The sequence below is a fragment of the Streptomyces sp. NPDC056503 genome, assembly GCF_042794995.1.
Taxonomy (GTDB): Bacteria; Actinomycetota; Actinomycetes; order Streptomycetales; family Streptomycetaceae; genus Streptomyces.
Genome location: NZ_JBHTST010000029.1, coordinates 25,115 through 39,934 on the forward strand (window position 1 = coordinate 25,115; position 14,820 = coordinate 39,934).

Here is a 14,820-nt window from a genome sequence, read left to right on the forward strand (position 1 = left end):
TCCGTGCCAGTACCTGTTCTCCTGACCGGGCGCTCCGTGCGCCTGGAGCCGCTGGCGATGCGGCACGCCGAAGCCCTTGCGCGGGCCGGCGAGGCGGACCGATCGGCCTATGCCTTCACTCCCGTGCCGAACGGCCTGGAATCCGCTCTCGACTACATCGCCCGCGCCCTGGCCGAACAGGCCGCCGGGCGCTGTCTGCCCTTCGCCCTGGTCAGTACCGCCGACGACCGGGTGATCGGCTCCACCCGCTTCCTCGAACTCGACTACTGGCGGGGGCCGCTCGTCTGGCCCCCGACGCCCGGCCACCCCCACGGGGATCCGCTCACCGCGGTCCCCGACGCCGCCGAGATCGGGAACACGTGGATCTCGGGCGACGCCCGGGGCACCGGCATCAACACCGAGGCGAAGCTGCTCATGCTCCGCCATGCCTTCGAAACCTGGGGCGTCCGCCGGATCACCCTCCGTGCCGACGCCCGCAACACCCGCTCGCGCGTCGCCATCGAACGCCTCGGCGCCACCTGCGAGGGCACCCGCCGGGCGCACTCGCGCGGCCTCGACGGCGCCGTCCGGGACACGGCCTTCTACTCGATCCTCGACGAGGAGTGGCCCACCGTCCGGGACATCATCGAGCTGCGCCTGAACGCCCCCCGCCGGGGCCGGGTCCTCCAGGACCTCCTCCCGGCCTGAACCACCGGGCGCCGCCGGACCTGCGGGCGGCGCCACGGGGTGGTTCCATGGAGGTGACGGGAAGGACTCCGTGCGAGGACACGGAGTAGCGGTCCCCGAGGCCGCGCACCGTGCAATCAGGATCCGCGAGAAGCGGGTGAGTCCTTCCCGCCCCATTCCCCGGTTCCGCCCGCCTCCCCGCCGACGCCGGGGCGGGCGAGGGAGGCGGTTCCATGAGCGGTGGCGCGTGGACGGTCCTGGCCGTGGCCGGTGTGGCCGCCGCCTACGCCCTCGGCTCGCGGCGCCTGGCGTCCACGCCCGTCTCGTCCGCGATCGTCTTCACCGGCTGCGGGGTGCTCCTCGGCCCCGCCGTCCTCGGCGTCGTCGACACCGACGAGGCCGGACCGATCACGGCCCTGCTGGAAGCGGCCCTGACCCTGGTGCTCTTCACCGACGCCATGGCCGTCCGCCGCCGTGACCTCACCCGCGGCGGCTTCCTGCCCCGGCGGCTGCTCGGGATCGGCCTCCTGCTGAGCATCGCGGCCGGCTGGCTGCTGGCCTGGCCGCTGCTGCCCGGACTCACCGTCTGGGAACTCGCCCTGGTCGGCGTGATCCTGGCCCCCACCGACGCCGCACTCGGCAAGTCCGCCCTCTCCGACCTGCGCGTCCCGCCCCTGGTCCGCCAGGGCCTGAACGTCGAGAGCGGCCTCAACGACGGCATGGTCCTGCCCTTCTTCGTGGTCTGCCTCGCCGCCGTCCCCGGCACCTCGTACGCCGCCGAGGGCGTGGCGGGCACCTTCTGGCGCTCCCTGCTCCTCAGCACCGTCCTCGGCCTGCTCGTCGGCGGCGTCGCCGGCCGGCTGCTCCAGGCGGCCCGGGCCCGCGGCTGGATCACCCGGGAGTGGCGCCACGTCTACGTCCTCGCCGTCGCCGCCGGCTCCTACGAGCTGGCCGTCGTCGTCGACGGCAGCGGCTTCATCGCCGCCTGGGTCGCCGGCTTCGCCTTCGGCCACGCCCTGCGGAACATCCCCGCGGGCCCTCTGCCGGCCGCCGCTCCGGGCCGTGACCGGGGTCCCGGGACGGACGGAGACCGGGACACGACCGCGGACCTCGCCGAGGACCTCGGCGGTCTCCTCGCCTCGATCGCCCTGCTCCTGTTCGGCGCCGTGCTGCTCGGTCCCGCCCTCCAGCACCTGACCTGGCCGATCGTCCTCTACGCCCTGCTCAGCCTGACCGTGGTCAGGATGGTCCCCGTCGCCCTCTCCCTGCTCGGCAGCGGCCTGCGGCTCCCGACCGTCCTCTACATCGGCTGGTTCGGCCCCCGCGGCCTCGCCTCGGTCGTCCTCGGCCTCCTGGTCGCGGAGGAGCACGTCGCGGGCACCGAACTGCTGGGCCGGGTCGTCGCCGTCACGGTCGCCCTCAGCGTCCTCCTCCACGGCGCCACCGCCGCCGCCCTCGCGGGCGCGTACGGAGCCTGGTTCCGCCGCGCCTCCGCCGCCGATCCCGGCCTCAAGGAGTCGGCGGAGGTGCCGGCGGGCCCCCGCCGCCGCCGTCTGTTCCACCACCGCGAGGGCCCGGCCGGATAGGACCGCGGACCGCCGCGCGCCGTACGGCTCCCGGGCCGACCATGGAAGGAAGCGCGGGTCCGGCGGGTCCGTACCCGGCGGAGCGAGAGCGAGGTCCACCATGGCCGCCACGCACACCCCGCACCGGACGCACGGTGCGAGCCAGCTGTGGGCGGGGGGACTGACCGTCTTCGCCGCCGTCATGCTCGGGATCGTCGGCCTCGTCGGCGTCTTCCGGGGCATCATGGCGATCGCCGAGGACGACGTGTTCCTCACGACGCCCAACTACGTCTTCCAGTTCGACCTGACCGGATGGGGATGGATCCACCTCGTCCTCGGAGCCGTCGCGATCGTCGTGAGCTTCGGCCTGTACAAGGTGTCGATGTGGGCGCGGGTGGTCGGCGTGGCCATCGCCGCCCTCGTCATCGTCGCCAACTTCCTGTCCCTCCCCTACTACCCGGCCTGGTCGATCCTGATGATCGCCATGTCCGGCTTCGTCATCTGGGCCCTGTGCGTCGTGAAGCCCGACGAGACCGCCGCACGCTGACCCCTTCCCGGGAGCACCGCGGGGAGCCCGTCACTAGGCCAGCTGGTAGAGGCTGCGGCTGACCAACCACAGCCCCAGCAGCAGACAGAGGCCGATGATGGCGGGCTCCTTGTGGCGCCGCAGCCAACGGTGCAGCTCCATCAGGGCGTTCCCGGACCGCTCGGGCGCGAAGACCATCGACAGCTCCATGGCCAGCAGGCTGGACGTGGCCACGAGGCAGAAGGCCGCCAGGGCCACGACGGACCCGGCCTCCGAGAGATCGGCCTGGACGACGGTGGCGGCCGCGGCGCCGACCATCCCCCACGGTTGGAGGAGTACGGCGAGGGCGGCGGCGGACCAGAGCGAGGCGCCCTTGTGCGCGGACGCGGGCGACTCCTCGGCCGCTTTCGGCGCGATCGCGCCGCTCCGTACCCGGCGCCATCGGCGCACGCCGTAGCCGACCAGGCCCGCGCCGATGAGCAGCGAGATCCAGAGCGCCGTCGCGGACGGCGGCGAGCGGGGCGCCGGCGGCGTGCCTCCCGTGAGGAGGAGGACCAGCGTGATCACCAGTACCAGACACGCCACCCAGGCCAGGATGAACACCAGCCCCTTGCGCACCCCGCGCGGCGAGGCCAGCACCAGGACGAAGGCCATGACCGGCAGCGGGAACAAGGTGATCGCCAGCCCGATCAACAACAGGTCGAGCGCCATCGGGGCACCACTCCTCGCCGTACCTGTCTCCGCATCCGCATCCGCATCCGCTTCCGTGCCCGAACGCCTCGGCGCGGCGTCGGCCGTCAGGAGTGGTCGCGCTTGAGCGAGTCCCTGACACCACGGGCGCGTTCGCGAAGGCTCCTCACGGCCTCGCGCGCCTTCGCCTTCGCCTGGTCCGTCCTTCCCTCGGCCTCCAGCCGCTCGTCGCCGGTGAGCTTTCCGGCGATCTCCTTGATCTTTCCCCGGGCCTTGTCGGCGGCGCTGCCCATACCGCGATCCCTCCTTAGGACCCTCCCCCGATCCACGCTAGGCCGGTACCGCTCCCCCCGCCCGTCGGCCCCGGATCCGGCGACGCGGCTCCTCCGGCGACCGGCGTGACCGACGTCCGCTTCGCCGGAGTCACCGGCTGGACCGCACCCCCGACCCTCGCGGCGATCGACGCCGCCGAGGCCTCGGTTCCGTCCTCTTCGGCGGCCGACCGGGCGGGACCGCTCCCGGGACGCGGCGCCCCGCCGGGTAGCGTGGGCGGCGACACAGAGCCGTGCCAGGGAAGGACCGAGTGAACGTCGTGCCCGCCGAGAACCCCGCAGCCGCCCCCGCCGCCCCGGGACCCGACGTCCTGCGCCGCACCGAGGGCAGGGCCGGGTTCCTCACCCTCGACCGGCCCCGGGCCATCAACGCCCTCACCCACCCCATGGTCCGCGCCCTCGACGCCGCCCTCGCCGACTGGGCGGACGACCCGGCCGTCACCACCGTCGTCCTGCGCGGCGCGGGGGAGCGGGGCCTGTGCGCCGGCGGCGACATCCGCGCCATCCACGACGACGCCCGCGCCGGCGGCACCGCCTCCGCCGCCTTCTGGCGCGACGAGTACCGCCTCAACGCCCGCATCGCCCGCTACCCCAAGCCGTACGTCGCCCTCATGGACGGCATCGTCATGGGCGGCGGCGTCGGCGTCTCCGCCCACGGCTCCGTCCGCGTCGTCACCGAACGCTCCCGGATCGCCATGCCCGAGACCGGCATCGGCTTCGTCCCCGACGTCGGCGGCACCTGGCTCCTCGGCCGCGCACCCGGCGAGCTCGGCACCCACCTCGCCCTCACCGGCGCCCAGATCGGCGCCGCCGACGCCCTCCTCACCGGCCTCGCCGACCACCACGTCCCCGCCGCCGCGCTCGACGCCCTCGCCGCCGACCTCCCCCGCCTCCCCGTCGACGAGGCCCTCGCCCGGCACACCACCCCGCCCGCCCCCGGCGTCCTCGCCGAGCAGCGGGAGTGGATCGACGCCTGCTACTCGGCCGCCACCGTCGAGGAGATCGTCGAACGCCTCCTCGACTCCGGAGTGCCCGCCGCCAAGGAGACCGCCGACACCCTCCTCGCCAAGTCCCCGACCGCCCTCAAGGCCACCCTCACGGTGCTGCGCGCCGCCCGCGCCCTCGACAGCCTCGAAGCCGTCCTGGACCTGGAGTACCGCGCCTCCTGCGCCGCCCTCACCAGCCACGACCTCGTCGAGGGCATCCGCGCCCAGGTCGTCGACAAGGACCGGAACCCGCGCTGGGACCCGGCGGCCCTCGCCGGGGTCACCGAAGCCGACGTCGCCCGCTACCTCACGCCCCCGCCCGGCGGCGACCTCGGCCTCGCGGCCGGCTGACCGGCTCCGCCCCCGCCGCCGGCTCGCCCAGCGCCAGCGCCGCGGTCCGCCACGCTTCCGTGACGGCCCCGTGGGCCAGCGCCGTCGCGGTCGGCACGTCCTGCGGCAGCCGCAGCGGCGACCCGATGTGCACGTGCAGGCACGGGCGCCGCAGCGGTGCCGTCAGCACCCCCGCGATCTGCTTGACCGTCCCGCCCGAGGTGATCCGCCGCGCCCCCGCCTGACCGACCGGCACCACCGGCGCGCCCGTCGCCCCCGCGAGCCGCGCCAGGCCGGTACGGAACTCCTCCGGCGGCGCCTCCGACGCCTCCCTGCGCGGCGGGATCCGCCCCTCCGCGTAGAGCATCACCGGCCGCCCCGAGGCGAGCGCCACCGCCGCCCGGTCGAGCGCCGCCGAGGCGTGCGAGGTGTTGCGGTGCACCGGCACGTACCCGTCCCGCGACAGCGCCCGCCCGAGCCCCGGCACCCGCCACAGCCCGGCCGCCGCGAGCAGCACCGGCTCGGCGCCCAGCCGCCGGCGCAGCGCGGCCAGCACCAGCGCCGGATCGGCCAGCGACGTGTGGTTGACGACGATGATGCTGCCCGGCTCGATCCGGGCACCGGGATCCGCGGTCACGGTCAACCGTCCGAAGAACGGGACGAGACGTGCGGCGAGACGACTGAGCACGGGCGGGGCCCTCCACCTTCGGAACCGGTACGGCGACGGGCCCATCGTCAGCCGGAGCCACCCCCTCCGGCATGCGCGCCCGTACTCACCCGCGTACTCATCCCGCCGCCCCGCCCACCGGGTGTCCCGTCCCTGCGGCCGCCCGTCTAGGCTGGCCCGACGGGTGGTCACGACGGGTGGTCACGACGGAGGACGGGGGTGGGCGGTGCGACGCACCACGACGCCGGCCTCGGCCCGTGCCCTCGCCCGGCTCCTCCCGGCGCTGCTCTGCGCGCTCTGCGCGTTCCTCGTGGCGCCCGCGAGCGCCGACATCGGCACCGGCGTCCCGACGGTCGCCGTCGCGGAGGTCGCCCCCGCGCCGACCGCGCCCGACACCCACGTGTCCGCCGCCGAGACGGCGGAACTGCCCGCCGTCGTCGAGCAGTCCGTACGCTTCCACGCGCCGCCCGTCGCGCCCCCGGTCGTCCGGGACGGGACCGAGGCGCCCGTGCGCGGGCGCGTCGCCGGGGACCCGCGCCGGGAGCGCGCGCCGCCCGGGCTCCCGCACCACCTCGCGGCCCCTCGCGGCCCACCCTCCACCCGGCACAGCTGACGCCGTCCCGACCGCGCCGCCGTCCGGGCCCTCGGCATGTCCGAGACCCCGCCACGCGCGCGTACCCCCGTCATGCCCGCACGGACCCGCCGCCCCTCGCGTCCGGCCGTGCACCGCCCGTGGAGGACCCATGCCCACGTCCGCCGTGCTCCGGCGCGCGCTCCTCGCGCTCGCCGTCGTCGCACTCGCCCTCTGGACCGCCCTCACCACCCAGCCCCGCCTCGGACTCGACCTCCGGGGCGGCACCCGGATCGTCCTGGAGACCCAGGACACCCCGGAGCTCCGCGCCGACGCGGAGGCCACCGACCGCGCCCTCGAAGTGCTCCGCAAGCGGGTCGACGGCCTCGGCGTCGCCGAGCCGTCGCTGGCCCGCGCCGGCGAGAACCGGATCGTCGTCGAACTCCCCGGCCTGCGCGACCCGCGCGAGGCCGCCGAGGTCATCGGCCGCACCGCCCAGCTCACCGTCCACGCCGTCACCGGCACCGCCGCCGCACCGGACGGACGCCCCGCCGCCGACGGCACCCGGACCCTCCCCGACCCCGATGGCGGAGGCCTCCTCACGCTCGCCGCGCCCGCCCTCACCGGCGACGGAGTGAAGAGCGCCGACGCCGTCCTCGACACCACCGGCGGCCGCGGCTGGACCGTCGACCTCGCCTTCCGCGACGGCGCCGCCGCCGACTGGGCCCGCCTCACCGGAGAGGCCGCCTGCGCACCGGCCGGCGACCCGGCCCGCCGGGTCGCGATCGTCCTCGACGACCGGATCGTCTCGGCCCCCGCCGTCCAGACCGGGGTGACCTGCGGCGCCGGCATCGCCGGCGGCTCCACCCAGATCACCGGCGGCTTCTCCGCGGAGGAGGCCCGCGACCTCGCCGCGCTCGTCGAGGGCGGCGCACTGCCCCTGCCCGTCACCACCGTCGAACAGAGCACCGTCGGCCCGACCCTCGGCGCCGAGGCCATCCGCGCCAGCGCGCTCGCCGCCGTCATCGGCCTCGCCTGCACGGGCGTCTTCGTCATCGCCGTCTACCGGCTGCTCGGCCTCCTCGCCACGGTCGCCCTGCTCCTCTACGGGCTGATCTCGTACGCGGCCGTCGTCGCCCTCGGCGCCACCCTCACCCTCCCCGGCCTCGCCGGCTTCGTCCTCGCGGTCGGCATCGCCGTCGACGCCAACGTCCTCGTCTTCGAACGGGCCCGGGAGGAGTACGCGGCGCTCGGCCGCTCCGCCGCCGTCCACGACCCGCGCCGCCCGCTCGCGGCCGCCTTCGGCAAGGCCTGGAGCGCCGTCGCCGACTCCAACGTCACCACGCTGCTCGCCGCCGGCCTCCTCTTCGTCTTCGCCACCGGGCCGGTGAAGGGCTTCGGCGTGACCCTCGCCATCGGCGTCCTCGCCTCGATGGTCACCGCCATGGTGATCACCCGGCTGCTCGCCGACGCGGCCCTCGCCCTGCCCGCCGTACGCCGCAGGCCCGCGCTCACCGGCATGGCGGGCCTCGGCCGGCTGCGCACCCGGCTGGCCCGGCGGGCACCGCGCCTGATGGTCCACCGGCGCCGCTGGTTCACCGTCAGCACCGCGCTGCTCCTCGTCGCCCTCGCGGGGATCGGCGTGCGCGGCGTGCAGCTGGGCGTGGAGTTCACGGGCGGCCGGGACGTCCAGTACGCGGCCACGCGCCCGGTGGACGCCGACACGGCCCGCGCCGCGGTCGCCGCCGCCGGCTTCCCCGACGCCGTCGTCCAGACCACCGGCGACGGGGGCCGGGACGTCACCGTCCGCGTGGGGGAGACCGACGACTCGGCCCAGAGCCGCGTCACCGAGGCCCTCACGGAAGCCGTCGGCCCCGTCACGGTCGAGCGCGACGACCTGGTCGGCCCGAGCCTCGGCGGCGAACTCCGCACCCACGCGCTGCTCGCGCTCGGCCTCGCCGTCGCCGCCCAGCTCGCCTACCTCTCCGTCCGCTTCCGCTGGACGTACGCGGCGGCGGCCGTCGCCGCGATGGTCCAGGACGTGTTGCTCGTCGTCGGCCTCTTCGCCTGGCTCGGCAAGCCGGTGGACAGCGTCTTCCTGGCCGCGCTGCTGACCGTCGTCGGCTACTCGGTCAACGACTCGGTCGTCGTCCTCGACCGCCTCAGGGAACTCCGCCGCACGGGCGCCCGCCTCCCGCTCGCGGACCTCGCCGACCGCGCGGTGGCCCAGACGCTCCCGCGCACGGTCAACACCGGCATGGGCGCCCTCTTCGTCCTCGCCGCGCTGGCCGTCCTCGGCGGCGACACCCTCACGGACTTCTCCGTGGCGCTCCTGGCCGGCGTGGTCCTCGGCATGGCCTCGACCGTCTTCACCGCCCTCCCCCTGACGGTCACCCTGGAGTCCCGGGCCCCGGCCCCCACCCGCCCCGCGAAGCCCCGCGCGGCCAACCCCACGGGCGCGGTGGTCTGACCCCCCGTCCGGCGGCGCGCGCCCGTCCCAGGAGACGTTCCGGCGCGCGCCGCCCGCCCGTCCCTAGGCGACGTCCCGGCGCGCGCCGCCCGTCCTGCTCACCGTCACCAGGACCGTGTTCACCGCCGCGACGACACCGAACACCACCGCCGCCGTACCGTGCCCCAACCCCACCAAGGCCACGGTCGCCGCCCCGAACACCAGCGCCTTCACCGCCAGAACCCCCGCCACCGGCACCCGGAACCGCGCCTTCGGCGCGGCGAACAACCCCCACACCACCGCCGCCGTCCCCGGCACCGCCACGGCCAGCACCACCCGCAGCACCACCGGATCCGCCGCGCGCCAGCCCCACCACGCGAGCACCCCGAGCGCCACCAACTCCACCACGAACGCCACGAGGTCGTGGAACACACCCCACACACCCTTCACAGCCCATCCCCTCGACGACCGGCGCGCCACAGGCCGCCGGAACCCCCCCGAGCCGTACCGCCCGGGCCGAAGCCGGGATCGTAGCGGGTAGCCGGGCGCGTGGGCCGATGGGGCGGTTTGGGTGACCGTGGGGGTGTTGGGTCGTTGCACGCGTAAAACGATCACATGGCGAAGACGCGGAGGTGGTTTCCGTGAGCGTTCAGCAGGCCACGGCGGTGAAGACCCTGGTGCTCGACGACCCGCAGGACGTACGGGACGCGGCCGACGCGCTCGTGGGCGGGCAGGCCGTGGCGCATGGGTTCGGGAACTTCTACGCGCTCAGCTTCCGTCCCGAGCGGGAGGCCGTGGAGCGGGTCAACCGGATGAAGGGGCGCCCGGCCGGACAGACCGCGAGCGCGACGACGCTGCCCGAGCGGGTGCCGGCCGCGTTCGACTGGACGCGGCTCCCGGACGGGGTGCCCTGGCAGCAGGTCAGGTCGTTGATGGACGAGCTGCTCGGCCTCGGGCCCATCGGGCTGCGCGGACCGGCGGCGGGCCGGGTGCCGGAGGCGCTCGTCGCCCCGGCAGAGGGCGGCCCCACCGTCCAGGTCGTCGTGCCGGGCACCCGCTGCCCCTCGCACGCCTTCCTCGGCGCCGCGCTCGCCCTCACCGGCGGCGACTTCCTCGCCGTCACCTCCGTCAACCGCTCCCGCCATCTCACCGGGCGCGACCACGAGCCCCCGCACTGGCGGGCCGAGGGTCTCGCCGAGGAGTTCGGCGCCGAGCCCGGCGTCCGGATCCTGGCCCACGCCGACGAGGAGGCCGCCCGCCGGCGCCATCCCTTCCACCGGCCGACGTCCGTCAGCATCCTGGCCTTCCACCGCACCGCCGGACACACCCGCTCCGGCCTGCCCGCGCTCGTCCTGGAACGGCAGGGATCGCTCTCCGTCGACCACATCCGCGCCGTCGCCGCCACCCACGGTTTCGGGCTCGTCCCGGCCCCACGGGCCGTCGAGCCGCTCGTCCCGCGGTCGTACGGGATCGGCTGAGCCGGTCCGGGGCCGTTCAGGCGGCCCCGGCCCCGTCCAGCGCGATCTCCGCCCACACCGTCTTGCCCTTCTCCTCGTACCGCACGCCCCACGCGTCCGCCAGCGTCGCGCAGATGTGCAGGCCGCGGCCGCCCTCGTCGCCGGCCTTCGCGTGCCGCAGGTGCGGAGCGGTGGCCGCGCCGTCGCGGACCTCCACGGTGAGGGTGGACTCGCCGCGCAGCAGCCGGAGGGCGTACGGCGGGGCGCCGTGCCGGACCGCGTTGGTGACCAGTTCGCTGACGACCAGTTCGACGGTGAGCGGGTCCACCCCGAGGTCCCACTCCCGCACCCGCTCCATGGCCGCGTGGCGTACCGGGGCCACCGCCGACAGCTCGCCCGGCACCTCCCACTCGGCGACGTCCGCCGCCGGCAGCCGCAGCGTGCGGGCCACCAGCAGGACCCGCTCGGGCGCGAGCAGGGCCGCCAGGTCGTCCGCCATCGGGTGCGGGCCCCGGTCGGGGGAGGCCAGCGCCGCGGCCACCCGGGCCTGCGACGGGCCGCCGTCCGCGCGGGCGGAGGAGGCGAGGCACAGGGTGGTGCCCTCCGGCAGGAGGAGGGAGGAGCAGGCGAACGGCGGGCCGTCACCGCCCAGCAGCGGCCCCTCTTCCACCAGGTCCGAGTCGAGGGAGCCGTCCGGCCGGACGGCGACGCACAGCGAGGTTCCGGCCCGGGCGAGGTCGAGGCGGCCGGTCACGGGGTCGTGCACGGCGACCGTGCAGCTCGCGGCGGGCTCGTCGATGCCGTACGCGTGCCCCTGCTCCCGGGCCAGCCGCTGCGTCACCATGTGCAGCCGGGCCAGCAGTTCGTGCGGGGCGAGGTCGAGCGTCGCCAGGCTGTACACGGCGGTCCGCAGCCGGCCCATCGCCGCCACCGAGCTCAGCCCGGGCCGCTCCACCTGGCCGACCACCAGCGCCACCCGCGCCCCCGGCAGCGCGATGACGTCGAACCACGAGCCGGCCCCCGTGCCGCCCGGCCGGTGCCGCTGGGCGAGCTCCACGGCGTGCCGGGTCTCGCCCTCGGGGCGCAGCGGCCAGGACTGGAGGGCCGTCATGACGATGTGCTCGCGGGTGAAGCGGAGCGCGTTCTCCAGGCAGGTCGCCGTGTGCGCCGTCACCCCCTCGACCATCGCGAGGTCGTCCTCGGTGTACGGGTCGGATCCCGGCGGGCGGCGGAAGGCCACGGCCCCGAGCAGCTGCCCGCGGACCGCCAGCGGCGCCATCAGCCGCACCTCCCCTCCCACCGGCCGCAGTTCGGGGCCGTCGGGCAGCCGGTCGCCGAACAGCCCGGGCAGCAGCACCGCCCCCGGCTCCGGCAGCGGCCCGTCCGCGCCCGGGTCCCCGGAGCCGCCCACGGCGGCGCACCGCAGCAGCGGCGTCTCGCCCGCGTGCCGCAGCTCCGGCGGCTTCCCGCGCAGCACCGCGTCCGTCAGCGCGACCACGACCGAGCCGGCGAAGCCGGGCGAGGTCACCTGGACGAGTTCGCGGGCGGTCCGTTCCACGTCCAGCGTCCGCCCGATCCGTTCCCGGGCCTCGTACAGCAGCGCGAGCCGCCGCTGGGCCAGGATCCGTTCGGTGACGTCCGTGACGGTGGCGACGAGCCCGATCGCCTCCCGCTTCGCGCCGTCCGCCCCCGGGGTGTGGAGTGGGTAGACGGAGACCGAGTAGACGTGCTCCCGGCCCGCGTCGTGCGGTGGCCGACCCCGTACCAGGAGGTCCCGCGCGGGGGGCCCGCCGTCGAGGACCTCGCGGAGCATCTGCTCCTTCACCTCGACGCCGAGGATCCGGTACGCGTCCACCGCCGGGCGTCCGAGGACCTCCTCCTCCGTGACGCTCCGCTGGGCGAGCGCCGCTCCGGTGGCCCGGATCAGCCGCAGGTCCCGGTCGAGCACGTGCACGCCGACCGAGGCCTGCCGGAACACGACGTCGAGGACGGCACGGTCGAGCAGGGACGCCGCCACACCGTCCCCGGAGGCCGCCCCTTCCGGGGCCGGAGGGGGCGGGACGTCCTCGAACATGCTGCACCTGCCTGCCGTCGACACCCGGTCCAGGCCCAGTCTCGCCGCTCCGGGCGCCCTCCGCCTGTCGCGAGCCCGCCCACCGGCGGGTCGGAGTCACCGGGGGAGCAGGAGCAGCCCGGTGCCGAGGGAGCGTTCGCCGGTGGCGTCCGAGGGCCGGTTGACGATGCCCGCGTCCGTCGCGAGGACGCTCGAACCGCCGCCGTCGAGGTTGAGGGCCTCGCGGGCGCCCAGGGAACGCATCAGGCGGGCGGCGCCGTCGATGCTCAGGCCCTCGCTGACCCCGGGGTCGCGGCCGTCCGCGACGACCAGCATCAGCCGGCCCTGGGTGTCCCTGCCGATCATGGAACGGGGGTTGGCGCGTACCGTCCAGTCGTAGGTGAAGGTCTGGTCGGCGCCCTCGCGGACGACGCCGTCGCCCACCGCGTTGACCGCCACCCGCCCCGCGCGGACCAGGGAGGGGCCCACCTGGAGGATCAGCGTGTCGGGCCCGAGCGTGACCGGGCGGCCCTGGCCGTCCCACATCCGCTCGTCGAAGGAGAGGGTCGCGCCGACCCGCGCGGTGCGCAGCAGCCAGGTGCCGCTGTCGCCGGTGGCCTGGAGCGTCGAGCCGCCGGGCGGGACGGCCGCGCCGCGCGTGGTGTGCACGGCGGTCACCCGGCCCCGGGAGTCGAGGACGGCCTCCGCCCCGGGGCCTGCCGGGGGAGTGCCCCACTCGGGGGTGAACCGGACGAGTTCGCTGGCGTCCGTGCACTTGAGGTCGTGCTGGGGGCGCTCCGTCGGCAGGTCGCCGCCGACCCCGCCGCAGTTCCAGATCTCGCCGGGGAGCCGGTTGACCCCGTCGACCTCCGCCGTCTCGCCGTCCGCCGTCACCGTCACCCGTGCCGTGAAGGTGTCGACGGCGAAGGAGCGCCCGCCGTCGTCCAGCCGGATGCCGGCCCGCCCCTGGGTGGCGGAGGCGAGGATCCTGCCGTTCTTCACGTACAGGCCGCCGGGCGCGCTGTTGTAGAACCACTGCCCGTTGATCCCCGCGACGGCGCCCGAGGCGCCGATGAGGGCGGTCAGCTTCTCGGTGCCCTCCAGGGTGGGGCCGTGGGCCGCCTCCAGGCGGCCTCCGAAGGCGGCGAGGTCGACCCGGAGGACGTGCACGCGCTGGGGCGCGTCGTCGTCGGTGCCGTCCTGCCCCGTGTAGCGGGTGCGGGCGGTGAAGCCGGCGGCCCTGAGGCGGTCGACGAGCGCCGTCGCCGCGGCCTCGTCCGCGTACCGCCCGGTCCGCACCGTCCAGCCGAGCACCCCCGCGCGCCGGTCCGCGTACTCCGGCGTGGTCACCTGTTCGACGCGCGGGGTGAAGCCGGCCGCGCTCAGCGCCGTCGCGACCCGCAGCGCGGTGTCGCGCGGCCCGAGGGCGAGCGGTGCCCCGGTCGTGGGCCCGTCGGGTTGCCGGGGGAGGTTCACCTGGACCGTCCAGACGTCGTCCGCGTCCCGCTTCCCGTAGGTGAGGGTGGTGAGCGTCACGCCCGGTGCCGGGGTGCTGGTGACGCGGGCGGCTCCGTGGACGGTGCCGCGCGTCGCGACGGCGGGGCCGTCGGCACGGGCCTGTGCCAGGGGCACCGACGATCCGGCCGACAGGATCACCGCGGCCGCCAGGACGAGGAGGGGCCTGCGCTGCATGGGAGTCCTTCCCGAAAGGGAGCTGTCTGGGTACAGAGGAGACAACCCGTCAGTTACCGGACGGTTACGGGGAGTTCGACTCCGGAGGCGGCGCGGTGGAAGCTTGGGTTCCCTCCCCGGGGCGTCCCGCGGCACCGCTCCGGGCGGCGGGCGGACCGCCCCGACGGACGGGCCGCCCGGTCGTCACGCTCCCGCCGCACTCCGGCGGGGGCGGAGACCCACCCGGCTATCCTTCCGGTGTGGAGATCCCCTCATATGACGAAATCCGGGCGCTGCACCGGAAGCACGCCCCCAGCGACGCGGCCTTCGCCCTCGTCTTCACCCACTGCGAGATCGTCGCCGCCATCGCCGACCAGCTGCTCTCCCGCTCCGGACGGGGCGTCGACGCGGACCTCGTCCGCGCCGGCTGCCTGCTGCACGACATCGGCGTCTACCGGCTGTACGACTCCGCCGGACGCATCGACGGCGCCTCCTACGTGACGCACGGCGTCCTCGGCCACCGGCTGCTCGCGGAGGAGGGCCTGCCCGAGGCCCTCTGCCGCTTCTGCTCCTGCCACACCGGCGTCGGCATCACCCAGGAGGACGTCCTCGCGCAGGGCCTGCCCATCCCGCCCGCCGACTACGTGCCCACCACGCCGGAGGAGCGGATGGTCATGTACGCCGACAAGTTCCACAGCAAGAGCACCCCGCCCCGGTTCGTCTCCCCGGACAGCTTCGAGACGCGGATCGCCCGCTTCGGCCAGGAGAAGGTCACCGTGTTCCAGGCCCTGCGCCGGCTCTACGGGGACCCCGAACTCGACGCCCTGGCCGCCGCGCACGGACACGCCGTGACCTGA

14 protein-coding genes are annotated in these 14,820 nt (G+C 75.8%); 8 read left to right on the forward strand and 6 right to left on the reverse strand.

Annotated elements, in window-relative coordinates; all coding sequences use genetic code 11:
* Window positions 1–3: 3 nt before the first annotated feature.
* From ACFQ8C_RS11865 to ACFQ8C_RS11875, 3 genes are all read left to right on the forward strand, one after another.
* Complete coding sequence (locus ACFQ8C_RS11865; RefSeq protein WP_383455167.1) at window positions 4–687, forward strand: GNAT family N-acetyltransferase; 684 nt, start codon at window positions 4–6, stop codon at window positions 685–687.
* A gap of 212 nt (window positions 688–899) precedes the next feature.
* Window positions 900–2,252, forward strand: a complete 1,353-nt coding sequence (locus ACFQ8C_RS11870) for a cation:proton antiporter (protein ID WP_383455170.1) — start codon at window positions 900–902, stop codon at window positions 2,250–2,252.
* Between the two features lie 100 nt (window positions 2,253–2,352).
* Entirely contained in the window at window positions 2,353–2,778 is a 426-nt protein-coding gene (locus ACFQ8C_RS11875; protein ID WP_383455173.1) for a hypothetical protein, read from the forward strand.
* 33 nt (window positions 2,779–2,811) lie between these two features.
* On the opposite strand, the gene ACFQ8C_RS11880 is transcribed toward ACFQ8C_RS11875, so the two are convergent.
* Window positions 2,812–3,468 (reverse strand): GAP family protein, encoded by a 657-nt coding sequence (locus ACFQ8C_RS11880; RefSeq protein WP_383455176.1) that lies wholly within the window; start codon window positions 3,466–3,468, stop codon window positions 2,812–2,814.
* Window positions 3,469–3,554: 86 nt separating this feature from the next.
* Window positions 3,555–3,740 (reverse strand): CsbD family protein, encoded by a 186-nt coding sequence (locus ACFQ8C_RS11885; RefSeq protein ID WP_383455178.1) that lies wholly within the window; start codon window positions 3,738–3,740, stop codon window positions 3,555–3,557.
* 299 nt (window positions 3,741–4,039) lie between these two features.
* On the opposite strand from ACFQ8C_RS11885, the gene ACFQ8C_RS11890 reads away from it, so the two are divergent.
* Window positions 4,040–5,116 carry an enoyl-CoA hydratase/isomerase family protein gene (locus ACFQ8C_RS11890; RefSeq protein WP_383455251.1) on the forward strand — a complete coding sequence of 359 codons (1,077 nt, stop codon included), beginning with the start codon at window positions 4,040–4,042 and terminating at the stop codon, window positions 5,114–5,116.
* Here the strand turns inward: ACFQ8C_RS11890 and ACFQ8C_RS11895 are convergent.
* A complete protein-coding gene (locus tag ACFQ8C_RS11895) occupies window positions 5,073–5,783 on the reverse strand; it encodes a lysophospholipid acyltransferase family protein (protein ID WP_383455180.1) in 711 nt (236 codons plus the stop codon). The two genes, ACFQ8C_RS11890 and ACFQ8C_RS11895, sit on opposite strands and share 44 nt — an antisense overlap.
* Before the next feature lie 205 nt (window positions 5,784–5,988).
* Here ACFQ8C_RS11895 and ACFQ8C_RS11900 point away from each other — a divergent pair, with 205 nt between their 5' ends.
* Window positions 5,989–6,375, forward strand: coding sequence for a hypothetical protein (locus ACFQ8C_RS11900; RefSeq protein WP_383455183.1), 387 nt, complete (start codon window positions 5,989–5,991; stop codon window positions 6,373–6,375).
* Window positions 6,376–6,505: 130 nt separating this feature from the next.
* Window positions 6,506–8,803 (forward strand): protein translocase subunit SecD, encoded by a 2,298-nt coding sequence (gene secD, locus ACFQ8C_RS11905; protein ID WP_383455186.1) that lies wholly within the window; start codon window positions 6,506–6,508, stop codon window positions 8,801–8,803.
* 63 nt (window positions 8,804–8,866) lie between these two features.
* Here the strand turns inward: secD and ACFQ8C_RS11910 are convergent, their stop codons facing one another.
* The gene (locus ACFQ8C_RS11910; RefSeq protein ID WP_383455187.1) at window positions 8,867–9,214 is read right to left on the reverse strand and encodes a YrdB family protein; all 348 of its coding nucleotides are present in this window, start codon (window positions 9,212–9,214) and stop codon (window positions 8,867–8,869) included.
* A 209-nt stretch (window positions 9,215–9,423) separates the two neighbouring features.
* Here ACFQ8C_RS11910 and ACFQ8C_RS11915 point away from each other — a divergent pair, with 209 nt between their 5' ends.
* Window positions 9,424–10,260, forward strand: coding sequence for a hypothetical protein (locus ACFQ8C_RS11915; protein ID WP_383455189.1), 837 nt, complete (start codon window positions 9,424–9,426; stop codon window positions 10,258–10,260).
* 16 nt (window positions 10,261–10,276) lie between these two features.
* On the opposite strand, the gene ACFQ8C_RS11920 is transcribed toward ACFQ8C_RS11915, so the two are convergent.
* Both ACFQ8C_RS11920 and ACFQ8C_RS11925 read right to left on the reverse strand, forming a co-directional pair.
* Complete coding sequence (locus tag ACFQ8C_RS11920) at window positions 10,277–12,313, reverse strand: SpoIIE family protein phosphatase (RefSeq protein WP_383455192.1); 2,037 nt, start codon at window positions 12,311–12,313, stop codon at window positions 10,277–10,279.
* A gap of 96 nt (window positions 12,314–12,409) precedes the next feature.
* Entirely contained in the window at window positions 12,410–13,984 is a 1,575-nt protein-coding gene (locus ACFQ8C_RS11925; RefSeq protein WP_383455195.1) for a phosphodiester glycosidase family protein, read from the reverse strand.
* A gap of 239 nt (window positions 13,985–14,223) precedes the next feature.
* Here ACFQ8C_RS11925 and ACFQ8C_RS11930 point away from each other — a divergent pair, with 239 nt between their 5' ends.
* Window positions 14,224–14,820, forward strand: coding sequence for an HD domain-containing protein (locus ACFQ8C_RS11930; RefSeq protein ID WP_383455197.1), 597 nt, complete (start codon window positions 14,224–14,226; stop codon window positions 14,818–14,820).